Annotated in this window: 14 protein-coding genes and 1 tRNA gene; 9 read left to right on the forward strand and 6 right to left on the reverse strand. The window is 38.8% G+C overall.

Going from position 1 to position 19,493, the window contains the following annotated elements; translation table 11 throughout:
* Positions 1 to 430 precede the first annotated feature (430 nt).
* The 4 genes from HXT51_RS06150 (at position 431) to HXT51_RS06165 (ending at position 5,925) form a co-directional block, all read left to right on the forward strand.
* A complete protein-coding gene (locus HXT51_RS06150) occupies positions 431 to 1,174 on the forward strand; it encodes an ATP-binding cassette domain-containing protein (protein ID WP_421776439.1) in 744 nt (247 codons plus the stop codon).
* Complete coding sequence (locus tag HXT51_RS06155; protein WP_421776440.1) at positions 1,164 to 3,242, forward strand: YhgE/Pip family protein; 2,079 nt, start codon at positions 1,164 to 1,166, stop codon at positions 3,240 to 3,242. The genes HXT51_RS06150 and HXT51_RS06155 overlap by 11 nt, the downstream gene beginning before the upstream one ends.
* A 237-nt stretch (positions 3,243 to 3,479) precedes the next feature.
* Positions 3,480 to 4,658, forward strand: coding sequence for a hypothetical protein (locus tag HXT51_RS06160; RefSeq protein WP_421776441.1), 1,179 nt, complete (start codon positions 3,480 to 3,482; stop codon positions 4,656 to 4,658).
* A 40-nt stretch (positions 4,659 to 4,698) separates the two neighbouring features.
* A complete protein-coding gene (locus tag HXT51_RS06165; protein WP_421776442.1) occupies positions 4,699 to 5,925 on the forward strand; it encodes a hypothetical protein in 1,227 nt (408 codons plus the stop codon).
* 51 nt (positions 5,926 to 5,976) lie between these two features.
* Here HXT51_RS06165 and HXT51_RS06170 read toward each other — a convergent pair whose 3' ends face one another.
* The gene (locus HXT51_RS06170; protein ID WP_103084752.1) at positions 5,977 to 6,399 is read right to left on the reverse strand and encodes a DUF3052 domain-containing protein; all 423 of its coding nucleotides are present in this window, start codon (positions 6,397 to 6,399) and stop codon (positions 5,977 to 5,979) included.
* A gap of 483 nt (positions 6,400 to 6,882) precedes the next feature.
* Here HXT51_RS06170 and nrdD point away from each other — a divergent pair, with 483 nt between their 5' ends.
* The 4 genes from nrdD to HXT51_RS06190 all read left to right on the forward strand — a co-directional run bounded on the left by nrdD (position 6,883) and on the right by HXT51_RS06190 (position 11,320).
* Positions 6,883 to 9,315 (forward strand): anaerobic ribonucleoside-triphosphate reductase, encoded by a 2,433-nt coding sequence (gene nrdD, locus HXT51_RS06175; protein ID WP_415691833.1) that lies wholly within the window; start codon positions 6,883 to 6,885, stop codon positions 9,313 to 9,315.
* A 221-nt stretch (positions 9,316 to 9,536) separates the two neighbouring features.
* A complete protein-coding gene (gene nrdG, locus HXT51_RS06180) occupies positions 9,537 to 10,244 on the forward strand; it encodes an anaerobic ribonucleoside-triphosphate reductase activating protein (protein ID WP_415706021.1) in 708 nt (235 codons plus the stop codon).
* 309 nt (positions 10,245 to 10,553) lie between these two features.
* A complete protein-coding gene (locus tag HXT51_RS06185; RefSeq protein WP_421776443.1) occupies positions 10,554 to 11,195 on the forward strand; it encodes an ECF transporter S component in 642 nt (213 codons plus the stop codon).
* Positions 11,196 to 11,243: 48 nt separating this feature from the next.
* Positions 11,244 to 11,320 (forward strand) — tRNA-Ile (locus tag HXT51_RS06190).
* A gap of 88 nt (positions 11,321 to 11,408) precedes the next feature.
* Here HXT51_RS06190 and HXT51_RS06195 read toward each other — a convergent pair.
* Both HXT51_RS06195 and HXT51_RS06200 read right to left on the reverse strand, forming a co-directional pair.
* The gene (locus HXT51_RS06195) at positions 11,409 to 12,305 is read right to left on the reverse strand and encodes a carbohydrate kinase family protein (protein ID WP_103084756.1); all 897 of its coding nucleotides are present in this window, start codon (positions 12,303 to 12,305) and stop codon (positions 11,409 to 11,411) included.
* 365 nt (positions 12,306 to 12,670) lie between these two features.
* Positions 12,671 to 14,269: an aminopeptidase P family protein gene (locus tag HXT51_RS06200; RefSeq protein ID WP_421776444.1), complete on the reverse strand. Its 1,599-nt coding sequence runs from the start codon at positions 14,267 to 14,269 to the stop codon at positions 12,671 to 12,673.
* 315 nt (positions 14,270 to 14,584) lie between these two features.
* Here HXT51_RS06200 and HXT51_RS06205 point away from each other — a divergent pair, with 315 nt between their 5' ends.
* Entirely contained in the window at positions 14,585 to 16,045 is a 1,461-nt protein-coding gene (locus HXT51_RS06205; RefSeq protein ID WP_103084758.1) for a bifunctional folylpolyglutamate synthase/dihydrofolate synthase, read from the forward strand.
* Between the two features lie 305 nt (positions 16,046 to 16,350).
* Here the strand turns inward: HXT51_RS06205 and HXT51_RS06210 are convergent, their stop codons facing one another.
* The 3 genes from HXT51_RS06210 to HXT51_RS06220 form a co-directional block, all read right to left on the reverse strand.
* On the reverse strand, positions 16,351 to 18,138 hold the full coding sequence (locus HXT51_RS06210) for a UDP-N-acetylmuramoyl-L-alanyl-D-glutamate--2,6-diaminopimelate ligase (protein WP_421776445.1): 1,788 nt from the start codon (positions 18,136 to 18,138) through the stop codon (positions 16,351 to 16,353).
* Between the two features lie 38 nt (positions 18,139 to 18,176).
* The gene (locus HXT51_RS06215) at positions 18,177 to 18,947 is read right to left on the reverse strand and encodes an exonuclease domain-containing protein (protein WP_421776446.1); all 771 of its coding nucleotides are present in this window, start codon (positions 18,945 to 18,947) and stop codon (positions 18,177 to 18,179) included.
* A 152-nt stretch (positions 18,948 to 19,099) separates the two neighbouring features.
* The gene (locus HXT51_RS06220; RefSeq protein ID WP_369803150.1) at positions 19,100 to 19,174 is read right to left on the reverse strand and encodes a 50S ribosomal protein bL37; all 75 of its coding nucleotides are present in this window, start codon (positions 19,172 to 19,174) and stop codon (positions 19,100 to 19,102) included.
* Between the last annotated feature and the right edge of the window lie 319 nt (positions 19,175 to 19,493).

Consider the following 19,493-nt stretch of genomic DNA (forward strand, 5'->3'; position numbering starts at 1 on the left):
TTTAAAACACAGTGTTATAGGAGTGTTATAAGACTATATAGCACAATCATTCTACCTGATAATTTAGTTATATGCATGTATTGAAATCTTATTTTTGATGCAGTTTTGGGGATAGTTGCGTCTTGTAAATTTTAGGTATTAAATCATATTAGCTGAAGATTATACGCAGATTAAGCAAAAAACATTAATTATTTCGATTGTTTTACTGTTGTTCACATGTTGTTCATATAAAAGAGTACTCTGAAAGTGTTTGTTCGGATAGTTAGTAATAATCGTTAATCTAAATAGTTAAAAATTTTATTGCAGCGCGTAATGTGAGATTGCTGTAAAAAAATAAAAATCAAATGATTAAAAGTAAAAAAGTTAGTAATTCAATTATTAGGTAAGGAGGAATGCTTGGCTTAGCAAAATTGCAGCCAACTGATTAATTATGCAAAAATTCCAAACGCTCTTAGAAGCTAAAAATTTAGGATTAAAAAAATTTAAAAGATCTCCATTTTGGGATATATCGCTAAAAGTAGAGCCTCATCAAATCGTTGCTATTTCAGGCGAACATGGTTCAGGAAAATCTGCTTTACTTCTAACATTATCCGGTTATATGAAATTCACTACTGGAACTCTTAGCATTTCAGATATGATTCTTCCTCGCGACTTTCAAAAATCGCGTGATTATGTTGGTTTGGGATTGTTTAACGGAATTAATGACTTTTACAAAACTCAAACAATAGAGGAAGTCTTAACAAGTGAGTTGAAACTTGCTTCTAAATCGAAACTATTTTTAGAACAGTATAAGAACAACGTTAATAATCGTGAAGCCTTACGCCAGTACGCGTATAACTTACTCGCACAGTGGAAAGTGTTTTCTCCTCGCGAAACAGAAATAGGTGATTTAACTCCATACGAGCGAATGCGCTTAGCAATTGCGTTAGCTTTGCTAAAGAAGCCATTGTTACTGTTCGTTGATGGAGTTGAATCGGAGCTTACAAGCGAACAAAGCGATTGCTTATTTGCTGATCTTAGAGCGTATGTTAATGAAAACTATTGCTCATGCATTGTTGGAGTTTTACAAAGCGAACTAGAAAAACAAGCAGATCAGATTATTCCGCTAAGCGATTCAAATTCATATCACGAGCATAAAAATAGTCTTAATGAGGGTGATACCAATGCGCGCTAATATTATTTCTCTTGCATTTCGTGAGATTAACAATACATTGAAAGGAAAAGCTCGAAAGCTTGTTATTGGAACCGTAGCTTTAATACCACTTTTATACGGATCGCTTTATTTATGGGCATTTACTAATCCTTATAAGACTTTAAATACTGTTCCTGTGGCTGTTGTTGTTGAAGACAATGGTGCTGTTATTAACGGCAAAATGCGTAACATTGGAAACGAAATCAAAACTCGCTTAAAGAATCAAAAAGACGGTAGCGAAGGATTCCAGTGGAATTTTGTGGATAGTGATGAAGCAAACAAAGGTCTTAAGAATGGCAGCTATTTTATGGTAGCAACTATTCCATCTTCCTTCACTAAGTGCATTGCTTCTGCGCAATACGATACTCCTACTAAAGCAAAGCTTCACGTAAAGTATGATCAAGCAAGTAATATGCTGGCATCTCAGATTGGAAAAACTGCTTTCCATACTATGCGTAGCGAAATTAGCGAGGCGATTGCACAAGAGTATTGGGAGAATATGTTTGCGAAAGTTAATTCTGCTTCTGATTCTCTTGGTGCTGCCGTAAATGGCGCTCATGCTTTGCATGAAGGCTCAAAATCTTTGCAAAATGGAGTGAATAAGCTTGCAGATGGATCTAATCAGCTTTCACAATCTTTGAGAAAGCTTCAAGGCGGATTAAGTGAGCTTCAAAAGGGTGCGAATACTCTTTCTAAAGCAAATGTTCAAAGTAAAGAAGGAGCTCAATATCTTGCTCAAAAAACGCAAGATTTAGCAAATGGTGCTCAACAATTAAGCGAAGGAACTCAAAAACTATCGGCAGCAACAGGCGAATTCTACGATGGTGCGCAAAAGCTTGCAGCTTCGAGCAGCGAATTAGAAGAACGCGTTAAAGCTGGAAATGCTGAAACAAAAGCACAAATTATGGGTCTTCTTATGAAAGCTCAAGATCCTAGAGTTACTAAGGAAGACGTGCTCGCTAGCTTGCAAGGTTTAGCTGGAGGATTAAGTGAGAATTCTGATCTTCTAGAAACAAATCTTTCTGCGCTAAGTTCTGGAGCAGACAGACTTTCTGCTGGAAGTTTACAAATCAAGGGCGGAGTTGACGCTCTTTCTTCTGGTATTGAAACTGTTAACGCTGGCTCGAATAAGCTTGCTGCCGGAGCGAACAAACTCGCTGACGGTTTGGCTCAAGTAAGTAACGGTAGCGAGAAATTAAATAATGGCGTGAATGCAGCAGCTTTAGGCTCAGCGAAAATAGTTAATGGCTCCGATCAGCTTAATTCTGGAGCTAAGAAGCTATCTGATAACACTCCAAAACTTGTTGATGGTGCTAAGAAATTGCATGACGGACTTAAAGATGCTCAAAAGTCTGGGAAAATCAACAATATTGTGCAAAAAAGTAAGATGATGAGTGCTCCTGTTTCTTTGGAAGAACACGAGTATTCTCATGTTGAAAACTATGGAACTGGTTTCGCACCTTACTTTATTTCTATAGGACTTTGGGTTGGCGCTCTTATGGCAACATTCGTCTTAAGAGTTATAGATAGACGATCGATACTTAATGGCATGAATTCGCTTAAGAGCACGCTTATTAGCCTTACGCCATTTGTGATTATGGGAATTGTTCAGTCCGCTATTCTTATGGTTGTTGTTCATTGCGTTTTGAAGTTGCAAATTGACAATGTCGCCGTATTCTACCTGCTGGGAGTTGTGGCGTCTATAACATTTATGGCGATTATGCAAATGATTATGACAGTGTTCCATATACCAGGTCGAATTGTGGCGATTGTGCTTCTTATGTTACAAATCACAAGTTCTGCAGGAACATTCCCAGTGCAGATGACTCCATCATTCTTTAAAGCTGTTCATCCGTACCTTCCTATGACGTATTCGATTATGGGATTGCGTCAGGCTATGGCTGGTAGAAACAGTGGGGAAATAGCTTTCTGCTTTGGAATACTAGTGATTTTCGGCGTTATTGCAATTGCTATAACAAGCATTGTTGCTCACATTAAGCGCAACGTTACGATGTTTGATTTGCATCCTGCTATTACGCTCGAAGCATAAGCGTTGCTTATTTAATATTTAAATACTGGCCTGCGTAATAGTGAAAAGCTTTTGCGCAGGCTTTTCTATAGTTTCTCTATATCTATCTCTTCTTTTTCTATATCTATCTCTTCTTTTTCTATATCTTTTCTATATTTAATTAATCTATATTTTTCGTAGTTTTCAAATATTACAATGTCGTATTAAAATATTTAACTTGTTTGCTTATAATTAGTTAAAGCTTGAGAAGGGGTAGTTATGCCTAATGAAATTATGTTGAAACTAAAAAAATTTATTGCGTTAGTGCTATCGCTATTTCTTTTCGTGCCATTATGTGCTGGATGCTCGAATCAAAATAGCGCAAATACAAAATCCGCTAATAGTGCAAAAAAAGTTAATGTTATTAATGCAAAAGTAGCAGCTTTATATAAAAAAGTTTTAGCAAACGCTGATAAATATAACTTTAATGATGCTGATTTAAAAATTGATGCTAGCCAAAGTAAGTATTCTTACGCGTTAGTCAATATGAGCGATAGGGATATTCCGGAGCTTGTTTTGCGGAAAAATTTGGAAGGTATATCACTGCTGAAGTTTTTTGCTGCAAATAAAGATTACAGTGACGTTGTTTCTTCAGATGATTTAATTGGCTTTGGCGTAGCTAGTGGCATTAGAGCTTCAGTATCTCAATATGAAGACAGCAATTCATTAAGCTATGTTGAGTGGTCTTCTGGAACAGGGGATACTGGAGCTTATAAAGTGACTATGGATATTGCTGACAACAATCCTCTTAAACAAGAAAAATACTGGTCTGGAATAATCACTGATCTTCCTAAACAGAATGTAAAAGATATTAATTTTGTCAGTACAGATGACACTACTCTTCTCGATAATTTGGCAAAAACTGAGGATAATACTTATGAGAAAACCGTAAGCAATAAAGGCGGCGACTCTAATTCAGAAGATAAGGATTCTAAGAAGGCCGAAAAGAAGTCTGCTAAGAAGTCTAGTAAGAAAGCCGATTCTAAGAAAGCTGCTAGTGGCGAATCTTTAGATAGCAAGATTAAAGCTGAAAAAGCAAGCGGAAGGCAAGTAGTTTCTGGAACTGTGCGAGTTTTGTCATACAACCAGGTTCTTGAAGCGCAAAATATTCAAGATCCTAATCCTGGATCAGATACCAATCAAACTTTCATGATTCTTATTCTGGATAATAAAACCAGCGTTACTTTGCATCACAGCGGCGATATAGGTAATACGCCTCATCCTAGCGATGCAACCATGATGGCGATTGAGGATGGCAGTAAGGCTAAACAAATCATGGAGAAGTACGTCAATAAGAAAGTGTATATAAGCTTTACAGTAAACGATGGAGTTTTCCCTTCGGATACTGGATTGCCTTTAGGCGAGCCTCGTTTGTTTAGGCTTAAAGTTATTGAATAGTTGGATTCATTCAGTAGATAGTTAAGGATAGGGAATCATTATGAGAAGCAAAGCCTTGTTAGCGTCTAATATTTTAGCTTCTATTTACATTCCTATTTTATTTGGAACTACGATTTTGCTAATTGAGCAAATCAGCAAAATTAGAGTAAATATTCCATATATGTCTTTTGAGTTTTGGATTTTAATTTTTAAATTAGTTCAATACTCTTCTACAGCTCTTACTACTGTTTTCGTAATTGTTGTTTTAGCTTTATTGCATGTTGTTTTATTTGTTTTAGCTATATTGCTTGGATGGATTGCATATGCTAGGAAAAGCTGGGGTACAGGTCTTGCTTCTGCGATTATTTATCTCGTAGGATCTGTGATTTTCCCAATAAGCTTGGTTCTAGTATTGCCTATTATGAGTATTGTTTTTGGATTTATTGGTGCTTTTGATCAAAGAAAGTATCACAAAAAAGAAAAGCTTGAAAATAATACTGTTGAAGTTAATTTGAGAAATTCTGACGATCATGTGATTTGTCAAGTATCGCAGACTAAAGTTATTTTGCCTTCAAATAATTCAGATAATTTCCATAAAGTCGGCATGAATGCAAGCGAGAATAATAATATCGATGTGAATCAGAATCATGCTTTTGCAGGTCAGGCTCATGCTTTTGCTGGTCAGGCTCCTACTTTGGTTGGCCAAAATCCTAACGCTTATGAGAGTCAGCCTATGCCGGTAACGCCTATGCTTGTAACGCCTGCGCATGTGACTTCTATGTCAGCATCGCCTCAAAATGTGATTAATACTACTAGTGTTACTGATTCTACTAGTAGTATTAATCCTCAAAATGAAGGTACTAAGCATAAAAATAATTCTTTTAGAGATTACTATATTTCTTTAAAACAAAGTACGACGAAAGTTTTTCAAAATAATGTGATTATTACAAAATGTCGTACTTTCTTCAAAAAAGAATACAAAGCTATTGAAGATACTATAAGCAACATTGATAATAATGGCGTCTCTGCAAAGAACAATTCCAAGAACAATGCCAAAAACAATGCAGGTAATAGTGTTAGAAACGGCGCAAGAAACAATGTTATGAATAGCACTATAAACAACACTCAAAATGGCGCGAGAAACGTTAATAACAATGTTAGAAACGTTAATAACGGCGTGCGAAACATTAATAATAATGCCACTAATGTTAACAGTAGTGGCATTAACGCAAATAATGTAATTAACGTTCAAAGCAATGCGAACACGAATGCTCCTTACAGAAGGTGAGCATAGAAGTGCGCATAGTTGCACCTATTGATGGTGCTAAAGCGTAAGACTTTACTTACTCTGACCTTTTCCGAAAGCACGCAAGCGAATTCCATTCCAATCTGCGCTAACAGTTAGAGGAGTGGCTGCGTTCATTCCTGCGGTTTTTGCTGCGGATTGAACTGTGCTTGAGCTTGGTGAGCCAGGACGTCCAGGCTTAGGAGTGAGAACCCACATTGGAGCGTCATCGCTTAGCATATTAGTTGCATCCATGATGGTATCTGCCAGCTCATCTTCATCATCGCCGTCACGCCACCAAATGATAACGCCGTCAACAGCTGAATCGTAGTCTTCGTCTACAAGATCTACGCCAGTAAGCTGTTCAATACTTGTGCAAATGGCATCATCGACATCGTCATCCCACAGCCATTGCTGTATGACATCTCCGGATTGGAATCCAAATTCTTCTGCATGTTGAAAAGCTGTCTGTTCCACGTCACTCAATATATCAAATCGTCGCGAAGTGCGCACTTATTCCGGCGTGTATTCGATTTTTTCAATATTTGTTTTAAAACATGAATTTATTGAATGTGTTATTTATCACATATAAAGCACTGGTTATTTATAAGTGTTGCTTTCTTTAATTAATTAATACGAATGTAGTATCAAAAATCATAAGTATTTTTGATAAAAATAATTAGTATTTTGATTAAAAATAGTAATTTTTACGACCAATTTTTATACGCAATTTTTCAACACGCTTAGACACGCCTGAAAAATCGCGAAAATAACATAAATCACTATATCTGGGTGGGAATCTTTACTTGAACCCTAGATATTGTGCATGGTTAGGGTTATAGTTAACCAAGTTGCTATGAATTTGGCATGCAATATGCTCGATTTTGGCATTGAGTTACAAGTGAGGTACAAGTAACTCTTAGGTGTAAAGGAAAAAAGAAATCAAGAAAGGTCTGTAACATGCAGGTCTACGGAACGACTTTAGAAGCAACATCTGAAGATGAAGTAAGCGCAGATTACAAGGACGCTTCGAGAGATAATCAAAAGTCTCGCGTACTTGTAGAAAAGCGCGATGGTCGTGTGGTTGATTTTGACCCTATGAACATAATCATGGCTATTAAGGCTGCTTTTAAGGATTTGGGCAAGGAAGTCGGTCCGCAAGAAGAGCAGATGATTCGCGATATTTCAGATCATATTGAGGCTGAAATTCAAGATCGTTACAATGGCCCTGCAAAGATTGAAGATATTCAGACTTTGGTTGAGCATAGCCTTATTGAAAATCATCTTTATGAGGTTGCTCGCTGCTACACAAGTTATCGTTTGAATCGCGATATTGACCGCGCTAAAGCTACTGATATTAATGAAGCTGTTAATCGTCTTGTAAATCGTGATGAGTCTCTTGTTCGCGAAAATGCAAATAAGGATTCTAATGTTTACGCAACTCAGCGCGATCTTCTTGCAGGCGCTGTTTCTAAGGCTTCTGCGTTCTCTATGCTTCCTCACGCAGTTTCTAACGCTCATATGAAGGGTGATATTCACTTCCACGACGCTGATTATTCGCCATTTACTTGCATGAGCAACTGCTCGCTTCCAGATTTTGGCGATATGCTTGCTAAGGGCTTTGCTCTTGGTAACGCAATGATGGATAGCCCAAAGTCTATTGGCACTGCTGCAACTCAGGTTACGCAGATTATTAAGGATATTGCTGGAGCGCAATACGGCGGTCAAACAGTTAATCGTGCAGACGAGATGCTTGAGCCTTACGCTAAGTGCGATTACGACAAGAATCTTGCTATGGCACACGCAATGATTCCTGATTCCACGCCAATTCAAGTCGCAAAAGATATGATTGACGGCTTAAAGGCTCAGGAGCCTAAGAATCTTCATTGCTCAGACAGGGATCCTCTTCCAGCTGATACTCCTTTTGATGAAAACTTGAGCGAGCTTGATCAGATTCGTGAAGTTTACGCAAAGATTATGACGCGTAAAGCTATTTACGACGCTATGCAAACTATGGAATATCAAATTAATTCCAACCGTGTTTCTAACGGTCAAACTCCGTTCGTAACTGTTGGATTTGGCTTGGGTACTTCTTGGTTTGCTCGTGAAATCCAGCGCGCTATTTTGCTTAACCGCATTCGTGGCCTCGGTAAAGATCGTCATACCGCAATCTTCCCTAAGCTTGTATTTACTATTAAGCACGGTGTTAACGCAGATCCAGACGATCCTAACTACGATTTGAAGCAGCTTGCGCTTGAGTGCTCTACTAAGCGCATGTATCCAGACGTTGTATTCTACGAGAATATTGTTAAGATTACCGGCTCCTTCAAGGCTCCTATGGGTTGCCGCTCATTCCTCCAGGGTTGGATTGATCCAAAAACTGGTAAGGATGTTGAAGATGGCCGTATGAATCTTGGCGTTGTAACTGTTAACATGCCACGTATTGCTCTTGAATCTCACGGCGATGTGTCTCGCTTCTGGAAGCTTTTCGACGAGCGTATGGAAGTTGCTCACCAGGCTCTGCGATTCCGCATTATGCGTTGCAAGCAAGCAACTCCTGTGAACGCTCCAACACTGTTCCGTTACGGTGCTTTTGGTCGTTTGGAAGCTAATGAGAGCGTTGATCAGTTGTTCCGTAATGAGCGCGCAACCGTTTCTCTTGGCTACATTGGCTTGTACGAAACTACTGCAGTGTTCTTCGGCAAGGATTGGATGCAAGATCACAGCTGGAATGAGGAAGGCAAGGAGTTTGCGCTTTCTTTGGTTCGCCGCATGAATAAGCTTTGCCAGCAGTGGTCAAAGGCTGAAGGCTACCATTATTCCGTTTACTCAACTCCTGCTGAGTCTTTGACTGACCGCTTTAACCGTATGGATCGTCAGAAGTTCGGCCGCATTGAAGGCGTTACCGATCACGACTTCTACACTAATTCCTTCCATTACCCGGTTTGGTTGCAGCCAACTCCTATGGAGAAGCTTCGCTACGAGGTTGACTTCCCGTATCTTGCTTCCGGCGGCTTTATTAACTACTGCGAATTCCCATGTTTGCAGGCAAATCCTAAGGCTTTGGAGGCTGTTTGGGATTATGCTTATAAGATTGGCATTGGCTACTTGGGTACGAACACTCCGATTGACCATTGCTTTGTTTGCGGATTCCAGGGTGATTTTGAGCCAACTAAAGAAGGATTCCGCTGCCCAGAGTGCGGCAACAGTGACCCAGATAAGTGCAATGTTACTAAGCGTACTTGCGGTTACTTGGGTAATCCTGTTCAGCGCCCAATGGTTCACGGACGTCACGAGGAAATCGCTCACCGCGTAAAGCACATGTCTGGCGAAACTGGTCATGTGACTCTTAACAATGGTGAGTCTCGTGAATGGTATGAGGAAACAAAATAAACTTAGCTAATTTACTATGTGAAACTTATTAAAATAAGTTGAATAGGTAATTTAGTTAGATAAATAGCGTTTCTTTTGTTTGTTGTTTGGTGATAATCTGGCCGCTAGAAAATGTTGATTGCATTTTGTGATTGCACTTTCTAACGGCTGGATTTATTTTATTTTCTCAAATTTGGTCGTTTATTTTTTGGTTGTTTATTTGCTTCGGAAGGGGGTTGGATATGGCTCGCATTAGTTTGCACGATTTTGCGCCTGCGGATGTGAATCGTGGGCCGTGGATTCCTACCTCTCTTTCCAATAATCCTCGCGCCGGCCAGTGGTCTAGTGAGCGCATGAGCCAGGGGATGATTGCCGATTACAAGCGTTTTTTGATGACAGACGGCGAGGGGATTCGCTGCTCGCTTTACGTTTCCGGTTGCCCGTTTCATTGCGTTGAGTGCTATAACGAGTCGATTTGGGATTTTCGCGCTGGACATCCTTATACTCAAAAGCTTGAAGATCAAATTATGGAAGATTTGTCGCAGCCTTATGTGCAAGGATTGACTTTGCTTGGTGGCGAGCCTTTGCTTAATACTGGCATTTTGCTGCCTCTTTGCAAGCGTATTAGAAGTGAATTTGGTCATACGAAAGATATTTGGAGTTGGACTGGATACACTTGGGAAGAGCTTATGCGCCCGGGGGAGACGCCTGATAAGCTTGAGCTTCTGCGTTATATTGATATTCTTGTTGACGGCCGTTATATGAAGGATTTGCACGATTCGCTTTTGCAATTCCGCGGTTCTAGTAATCAGCGAATTATCGATGTGCCAAAGTCTTTGGAAAATCCGCAAAATCCTCCTGTAATCTGGGAAAAGCTTCACGATCAGGAGCGTTTTATTCCGTCTATTTACGGCAAAGATCGCGCGCAAGGCGAAGGTGACGCGTCTTAGTCTTTAAGTTAATTTAAGGATGAATTTAAAGATAATTTTGAGTGTGATTTTGAGTGTGATTTTGGGGATGATTTAAAAAATAATCTAGGGTTATCTTAATAGTAAAATCTTATGTTTAAAAACTATCGAAACATAAAAAGATTTATAATCTCTCATAAATTACATAAATATTATAAAAATAGCAACACACTTGCCTAAAAGTTTAAAGATGGTAAAGTATCGTAGGTTGTTTCTGCCCGGGCTGCGTAGGTCAGGGAACATCTGTAAAAGTAATTACAATGCGCAGCGTTAAATGAAAAGGAATCTCATATGAGTGATACTTTTAAAAATACACTGAAACTAGATAATTCTAAAACAACTTTTAATTTCCATTGGCGTGTTGCTGATATCGCTTTAGCTTCTTCTTTAGCTGCTGTTTTTGGCGTAATCTACTGGGGATTCACTATGGTGTTCTTCTCGCAGATTTCGCCTGTGCTGCGAACCATTCTGCCTGGTTTTGGAAGTATCTTGCATGGCGTTTGGTACTTATCTGGTCCACTTGCGCTTCTTTTAATTCGTAAACCTGGTGCTGCAATTTATGTAAATGTTCTTGGTGCTGTTTTTGAGAATATTCTTGGGAATCAGTTCTCAGCATTTATGGTTATTATTTCTGCTGCTTTGCAAGCCGTTTTTAGTGAGATTCCTTTTGCGATTACCAAATATAAGAAGTATAACCTTAGTTTGAGTATTATTTCCGGTGTTCTTACAGCAATCGAATATGGTATTTATTTGATGTTTGTAGTCTACCAAGGAAAGAATGCAAATTATTTAACAATTCACATGATTTGCGAAATTATAAGTGGACTTGTGATTGCTGGAATTATCCCTTGGGTTTTGTTTGTGGCGATTCGTAAAACTGGAGCTTTAAGTAATTTTGCATCTGGAAGAGAACAACATGCATTAGCGTGTTAAACGTTTATGGGTGTGTGCTAATCTAGTCGTTGCTGAGTTCATCAGCGTGGGGCTTTAGCTCAGTCGGTTAGAGCAGCGGACTCATAATCCGCCGGTCCAGGGTTCAAGCCCCTGAGGCCCCACCAATGACTAAAAATAAAAGCTTCAACTCGTTTGATCTAAGGAATCAATCCTTGTCTTACAAGTTGAAGCTTTTGTTTATATTCTAGCGGCCTACTGCTCCGCCTGAGCAAGGTAGTCTGTGATTTGTTCTGGATACTTTGGCCATGCTCCAGCCTGAGTGCACACGTATGCAGCGGTATTGACTGCGTAGCGGTGAGCATCCTTCAAAGAGTAGCCTTCCAATATTCTTGCTGCAAAAGTTCCGGAGAATGAATCGCCTGCTCCAACAGTATCGTTTACTTCAACATGAGGAGTTGTATAAGTAGAACTTTCGCCATCTTTAGCAATAATAGTGCTGAAAGTAGAACCGCCTGTAAGAATTACGTAATCCAAATCGTAATGATTCTGGAACCACTTGCATGCTTCGTCATCTGAAGTTTCGCGAATATCAAACATATCGCGTAATAAAAGAAGCTCAGAATCATTAAGCTTAAACACAGTAGCTTCTTTAAGAAGTGCTTCAATCAAATCTTTTGAATAGTAATTGCTTCGTATATTTATGTCGAAGAACTTCATTGCGCCAGGCTTAGTATGCTTCAAAAGTTCCAAAACAGTGTCATGAGTTTCTTTAGATCTTAAGCTAAGAGTACCAAAGCAAATTGCGTCTGCTTTGCTAACGATATCAGCAAGTTCGTCAGTGTAAACAATATGATCCCAAGCAATATTTTGAACTATTGTGTACTCAGGAATACCATTTCGAAGAGCAACATCTACTGTGCTTGTTGGCCAAGTATTTCGTTGAATAATATGCTTTATATTAGCTTTTTCAACTTCGTTTATTAGCTCATTTCCTAAATCGTCTTCTCCGACTGCACTAATAACGTAGCTTTCTGCGCCGTTTTCTTGTGCGTTATAGGCGAAATTTGCAGGAGCACCGCCAACTCGTTTTCCTTGTGGAAGTAAATCCCATAATAGTTCTCCAAGTGAAATAACGATTGGCTGTGACATAGTGTTCCTTTCGAATACGCTAGTAAATAGAGATAATATAACGTAAAAGTTGCATAAAATAGTTATACAAATTTATATACAATTTAATTATGGTGTGAACACACGATAAAAGTAAATTTTTTACTTTATGTGAGTCACACCATAATTTACATTTTGATTTATATAATTCTTAAGTTCATGATTTAAATAATATTTTAGAGAATTATTTAAATCATTATTCATATTATTTATTAAATAATATTTTTTAAGACAAATTTAGTGATTTTCATCACTATTTATCTTTTATTTAATTTTTATGTTTTACTATAATTTTTTACAGTCTAATTTTAGACTTTTTATAGTTTTTATTTATTGGCTTATTTATTTTATTTATTGAAGATATCGTTTTTTGCAGCTTGCTCAGCCATCCAAGCTTCGACTTCATCGATTTGCTTAGGAATATCGATTGAAAGCCATTCTGGACCGTTTTCTGTCATTAACACATCGTCTTCAATACGAATTCCAATGCCGCGCATTTCTTCCGGAAGCATCAAATCGTTAGCAGCGAAATACAATCCTGGCTCAATGGTGAAAATCATTCCAGGAGTAAGAGGTGCACCTTGATAAGCTTCGTATCTAGCTTGAGCGCAATCATGAACATCTAAGCCTAAATGGTGTGCCACGCCACAAGCATGCCAACGACGATGCTGTTGACCTTCTGCAGAAAGCGATTCTTCTACGCTAACCTTCAAAATACCCCATTCGTGCAAGTGTTCTGCAAGTACGCGCATGCATGCGTGGTGGATATTTGAATAAGTTGCTCCCGGCTTAGCAGCTTCAAAACCAGCCTGCTGAGCATCAAGAACGCACTGATAAAGCTTCTTTTGCAAATCAGTGAACTTACCGTTAGTTGGGAAAGTACGCGTAATATCAGCAGTATAAAGGCTATTTACTTCAACGCCAGCATCAATAAGCAAAAGCTCGCCGTTAGAAACAACGCCAGTATTTCGCATCCAATGCAAAATAGGAGCATGCTTGCCTGAAGCAACAATAGTGTCATAACCTACTTCGTTGCCTTCTTCGCGAGCAACAGAATTAAACGCACCTTCAACCATGCGCTCAGAATGTTCCTTACCCAAAGCCTGTGGCAAACGAGTAAGCATGCGGTCGAATCCAAGTTTTGTAGCAGCAATTGCCTTGCGCATTTCGCGAATTTCATACTCGTCTTTAAGCATGCGAGCTTCAGCTGCAACTTCGTGAAGCTTATCATCTTCAGCAACATTCGCATCTTCATCAGTAAATCCGCTAGCTTCACGCAGTGTGTCAACGTGTGCTGTTAAATCTGCATCAGCTTCGCGAATAATACGTACTTTTACGCTTTCTTCAGAACTTGTATCGTCGCTAACGTTTTTAGCAAGAGCATCATCGAGTTCAGCGATATCACGCGTTTCAATGCCTGTCATCGCTTTAAGTTCTTTTAATCCTGCTCGAGGACCAACCCAGTATTCTCCGTAGTGTGGATCCTTATAGAATGCAGAAGTGCTGTTATCTGCACGAGGAGCAACGAAAAGCTCAGGCACATGCGTTTTGCCGGCTTTTTCTTCATCGCTACCTGCTTGAACTGGTTCCATTACAAGCACGGCTCCAGCTTCATAATCCTGACCCAAACCAGTGTAGTATGCAAAAGTTGTATCAGGACGGAAAGCGTAATCGCAATCATTGTTACGTACTTTTGGCTGTCCTGCAGGAATAACTAAACGCTCGCCTGGGAATCTCTTTCCAAGAGCTTCTAATCTAGCTGGAGTGTACTTTGCTGATTCAAGTCGAGTGATTTCTGGCTCCTGATTATCCCAGCAGCTTGTCATAAAATCTTTAAAAGAATCGCTATTAGGGCGAAGAGAACGATTATTTACGCGGTCTTCCGCTTTTTGAGTGCCATCTGGATTTAATTTTTCGCCATGTTCAGTTGGAGTATGTTCTGCCATTATGAAACTCCTTAAGTTTTCCTTTGCTTATGCAAATAGTTCAAATTGTGCAAAATATGCAAATTATGCCAGTAATGCAAATTATGCAAATAGCCAATAAACAGTCAATAAACTAACATAGTCTTATTTATTGTTTTATGCGAGTTTTTTGACGCAAAATAATAAGATTTTATATGCAATTTACAAAGTAAGTTTCTGTGCATTGGATATGTGAATATTGTCACAATATTTTCTTATGCGAGTGTTGTTGGCTTAAAGTAATCTATATATTTGGAAAATGAGTAAGCAAGCACGAAATTTAGGGGGAGTGCGGTTATGTCTATAGAAAATCCAAATCGCAACAACGAGAGAATTATTGATATTGAACGAAATATTATGAGTCGCGCTCCAGAACATAATAAAACTAATCTCGACCTGGATCGCATGCGACTTATCCTTGATATTCTAGGTCATCCAGAACAATCTATGCGTGTTATTCACATAACAGGCACGAACGGTAAGGGTTCTACTGCTCGTATGGCTGAGGCGATTTGCCGAGCTTATGGTTTGCGTACTGGATTGTATACTTCTCCGCATCTAGAGCGCGTAAACGAGCGCATTATGATTGATGGGCAAGAAATTAGCGATGACCAATTTGTAGATGTCTGGGATCAAATGAAAGACATTATAGACATGGTCGATGCTCGCATGGATGAGCAAGGCAAACCTCATATGAGTTTCTTTGAAGTGCTTACATCTATGGCGATTTGGGCTTTTGCAGACGCTCCAGTTGACGTTGCTGTTATGGAAGTTGGAATGGGCGGCGAATGGGACGCTACCAATGTTATGAACGCTGATGCTGCAATTATTGGGCCAGTTGATATGGATCACATGCAATGGCTTGGAAACACTGTTGAAGAGATTGCGCGTACGAAAGCTGGAATTATAAAGCCTAATTGCACGGTTATTTTAGGGCCACAACCTCATGAATCGCAGGTACTTCCTATTATTCAAGAAGTCGCAGCTAAAAATAATGCTACTTTATTAAGAGATGCTCCTTACGGGGAAGGGGAGCTTGAAGTAGTTTCTCGCACTCCTGCTGTTGGAGGGCAGATTGCTACTTTGCGCACGCCTCTTGGAACTTATGAGGATGTTCCTATTGATAAATTTGGAAAGCATCAAGCTCATAATGCTTTAGCTGCGCTCGCTGCAGCTGAAATTGTGCTACCTGTTAGTGGAGCGCTTGATGGAGATTTAGTTGCTGAAGCTTTAAGCCAAGTTAAAGTACCAGGTCGAATTGAACAAGTTCGTAATTCTCCGACAATTATTATTGATGGCGGGCATAACGTTAACGCCGCTGAAACTTTGAGATCTACTATTGAAGAAAACTACCATTTCGATCAGCTTGTTGGCATTGTTGCGATGATGGCAGATAAACAAGTTGAAGAATATTTGGGTGTTCTAGAGCCAATATTAACTAAAGTAGTTGTTACTAGTAATTCTTGGCGTGAGCGCGTTATGCCTCCTGAAGAATTAGAAAAAATAGCTGTAAAAGTATTTGGACGCGATCGTGTTATTCGAGAAAACGAATTGCCTGATGCTATTCAAACTGCAGTTAATATAGTAGATGAAAACGATGAGTTAGGCGTCGGATACGGTTTGGGAGTGCTTATTTGCGGTAGTTTTGCTACAGCAGGTGATGCGCGAACAATGCTTGCTGAGCATATTAATCCTGATTTGTTAAAGCCAAAAGCTGAGCGCGCAATTCATCCTAATATTGATGAATCTGAAAAATGATTGCGAATGTCGGCATGCGAATGCCAGTATTCACTAGATGATTTACTATCTGTTTTACTAGATGCTTTATGCTAGCTATTGCGGATTAGCTGTTTCAAGTTATTTTTGCGGATTAGCTCGCTTCAGATTATTTATCTGCTGATTATTTAAATACAAATTAGTTAGCTGCCACATTGTCGAAGTCTAAGTAAATCTACTTTTTAACTTTCTGACCTTGTGACAGCTAACTTTTAAACACAGTTAACCTTTAAACACAGCTACAATTAACTTTTAAACACAGTTAACCTTTAAATTAAAACCTCAGTTTAATCTATCTCAAAAACTCGCTTAACAATAAACGAATCTCCCTCGTAAGGCACATGTTTATTTAATCGCTTAATCCATTTCTCGTCGCCTTTTCCGATGATAAGAATGATATTAAGCTGATCGTTATTTTCCTCATAACGTTTTCTCACGTCAGAAATACAAGACTCAATCGCCTCATCTCGATCGATAATAATACTAGATTCCACATTCTGATTAGTTATATAGCCTTTCATAGACTCACAAATATCCATTGGATCTTCAGTATTAGTATCTTCAATAGTGAAAATAAACTGCTTAATTCTATCTTGTGCAGCTTCTACGATTTCTTTTCTGCGATCGTATGCTTTATTTCCTGCTGAACCGGCTATAAGCGTAATACGAGGATTTTTATCACCATATCGCTCGTTAACAAAGTCAAGAATAGATTTTACAGAAATGTAGTTATGAGCGTAATCAACTATTGCAATTGTGTTAGATTTACTATCTTCAAAAATTTCCATTCTTCCAGGAATCTTAACTTCTTCAATAGCCCTTAAAGCTTTCTCATCATTGTCTTCATCAATGTTAAGCATGTTCGCAATAGCAAGAGCAGCCATAGCATTATCGTAGTTAAAATCGCCGGCAATCGAAAGCTTGAACTCTCCAATAGATTTGTAAGGAGGATTGTCGAAAACGCCCCTGGTTACACTCATACTTGAAATTCTTTCCAAGTATTCGTCCGTAAGATCCATCTTCATAATTTCATATGCTTCGTTATCTACTTTAGATGGGATAGCAATATAGAATGGATGCGCTAATTCAGGATACCTTCTTGAATCATATGAATTATGATATTTTTTACACAAGTCGCAGTTGTTAGAATCGCAAGGATTATTTTTAAGCTCATCCTTGTTTATTCTCGCAAACGATAATATATTGACATCGCACTCATTAGCGTTCTGAACAATTAAATCACCGTGATTAATTTCCGAACCTAATACTAAGTTTTTCGTATTTTCAACAATCTGACGTTTGCAATAGAAGTAATCTTCAAAAGTTGGATGTTCTATTGGGCTTATATGATCCGGGCTAATATTTAAGAATGCTGCAACGTCAAAGTTAATATTAGATACGCGTTTTATTTTATAAGCTTGCGAAGATACTTCCATAACTAAGTATTTCATGCCGTTATTTACAGCTTCGCGCATCATTTTGAAAGAGTCAAAGCTTTCCGGAGTAGTCAAATCAGATTCAACATAAGTTTTGCCATCTAAACAATTGTCTACAGAAGAAAACAGTGCAGCTTTTCCCTTAGAATGCGTATTTAAAATCTGATGCGTAAAGTAAGCAGTAGTTGTTTTACCTTTTGTTCCAGTGATTCCAACAATCTTAAGTTTTTCTTGAGGATTGCCAAAATATTCTGCTGAAAGTATGCTCATAGCTTCTCGAACGTCTGTTACGATTAAGCCAATCGCGTTAGTGCAATTAGAATAACTACGTTCTGCAACATAAGCTTTTAAGCCTAGTTTATCCGCATCAGCAAGATATTCTTCTTTGAAATTTCCTTTAATAAAAAGCAACGTTCCAGGCTTAATATCACGAGTATCGTATGTTGCATGATTAAAAGGCTTTTTAAAATCTGGGAAATCTTTAGGATTTGTAGACCAAGTCTCAACTTTTGAGTAAGTCGGATCTTTTTCAACATCCTCCGGTGTTACGTTTGGATGGCGTTGAATAATCTCGCGAAGTAAGAAATTATCTTGCAAGATATCGCTTGCTTTTTCCAAAGTTAAATTCGAACGTTTCATAAGTATTATCCCTTGCTAAAAATATAAAATTTAATACGTTATAACCATGACTCAGAAGTAGGTTTTCCACCTTTTGACTGTAACCATAAGTTAAAAGATTTCGCCCATTTTGCGTATTCTGCGCGTTGGTAATCCATAAGCTTATCCAAAGTCATATTTGCTACGATATCGTAAGTTTTGCAAAGAGGTTGCATTAAGTCAACTGCTGCAACTGTATCTGCCGTAGCGTCGTGGAAGTTCCCTATAGGTTCCACTCCGTAGAATTGTGTTGTTGCAGTTAAAGTTCGTTTTCCTTTTCTCCAGCTCAATGCGCGATCGATAACAAGTGGATCTACAACAAGTATGTCGCCATTGTTAATGCTACTTTTTTCGCGATTTTCCAAAGGTTCAAGATCCCATCGCTTTATGTCATGGCGAAGCATAGATACGTCAAAAGGAGCATTGTAGGCTAAAAGCGGAATGTTTTTTGATTGAGCTATGCTCACAGCCTTTGCGAGAAGCTCAATTTCTTCCACTGGTTCTCCGCCATTTTCTTGCAAGTATTCGTCACTGAAACCGTTAACAGCACTTGCTTGAGGATTCATAGGATGATGAGGGTTAACAAGCCATGTTGCAATAACATCACCAGCGTGTCCAAGAATAGGATTTCGTAGCACTAGTGTTGCTGAAACAATACAGTCATTTTTAGTGTCTGCGCCTGTAGTTTCAGTGTCAAATCCTAAAAACCACGATTTAGATAAAGTAGTATTGCCAGATTGCGTCTGTGCTTCTTCTAAATTTTCTAGCAATGATTCGATGTTGTCCGCCATGTTATTAATCCTAGAATGCGCTACAGACCCATAAATAGTAGGGAATAGCAGTGAATGATAGTGGATAGTAAGTAATAGTAGGGAATAATAGTGGATAATAAAAAACCCACGAGAAAATTCGTGGGTATAGCATTATTAAGCAAAATTACAGCTTAAGCATTTGGTCTTTTGCCGTGATTTGCTGCTTTTTTACGACGCGCCTTGCGCTTACGTCCACGCATGCCCATAATAAACTCCTTAACGATTAAAAGCATAACCTTAGGGATTATCGCACGTCGTCAAGACGTTTAGCGACGATTTGCATTTGCAAGTTTTTCCTGTCTGATGGTGCTGAGTTGTCGGAGTTTCTCTCATCGCAAGATTTTTACATTGCTCTAAGAGAAACTCCGACAGCTCTTGGCATGTTTAGTCTTTTAATCTTCGGTTAATCACCGAGATTTTTCAATTTTTCTTCTTCGCTCAATGAATCACCACTTCGTGCTGAGGTTCATTTCGCTCTGGGCGAAAAATCTTAAATCTCTGCCTAACTGGTAGCAAAGCAGGTTT

The organism is Gardnerella sp. KA00255, from assembly GCF_049244095.1.
GTDB classification, from domain to species: domain Bacteria; phylum Actinomycetota; class Actinomycetes; order Actinomycetales; family Bifidobacteriaceae; genus Bifidobacterium; species Bifidobacterium vaginale_F.

Bases quoted from the DNA above. Each gene is read 5' to 3' on its own strand.
- HXT51_RS06150 (WP_421776439.1), top strand. From the start codon at position 431: ATGCAAAAATTCCAAACGCTCTTAGAAGCTAAAAATTTAGGATTAAAA.
- HXT51_RS06155 (WP_421776440.1), top strand. From the start codon at position 1,164: ATGCGCGCTAATATTATTTCTCTTGCATTTCGTGAGATTAACAATACA.
- HXT51_RS06160 (WP_421776441.1), top strand. From the start codon at position 3,480: ATGCCTAATGAAATTATGTTGAAACTAAAAAAATTTATTGCGTTAGTG.
- HXT51_RS06165 (WP_421776442.1), top strand. From the start codon at position 4,699: ATGAGAAGCAAAGCCTTGTTAGCGTCTAATATTTTAGCTTCTATTTAC.
- nrdD (WP_415691833.1), top strand. From the start codon at position 6,883: ATGCAGGTCTACGGAACGACTTTAGAAGCAACATCTGAAGATGAAGTA.
- nrdG (WP_415706021.1), top strand. From the start codon at position 9,537: ATGGCTCGCATTAGTTTGCACGATTTTGCGCCTGCGGATGTGAATCGT.
- HXT51_RS06185 (WP_421776443.1), top strand. From the start codon at position 10,554: ATGAGTGATACTTTTAAAAATACACTGAAACTAGATAATTCTAAAACA.
- HXT51_RS06195 (WP_103084756.1), bottom strand. From the start codon at position 12,305: ATGTCACAGCCAATCGTTATTTCACTTGGAGAACTATTATGGGATTTA.
- HXT51_RS06200 (WP_421776444.1), bottom strand. From the start codon at position 14,269: ATGGCAGAACATACTCCAACTGAACATGGCGAAAAATTAAATCCAGAT.
- HXT51_RS06205 (WP_103084758.1), top strand. From the start codon at position 14,585: ATGTCTATAGAAAATCCAAATCGCAACAACGAGAGAATTATTGATATT.
- HXT51_RS06210 (WP_421776445.1), bottom strand. From the start codon at position 18,138: ATGAAACGTTCGAATTTAACTTTGGAAAAAGCAAGCGATATCTTGCAA.
- HXT51_RS06215 (WP_421776446.1), bottom strand. From the start codon at position 18,947: ATGGCGGACAACATCGAATCATTGCTAGAAAATTTAGAAGAAGCACAG.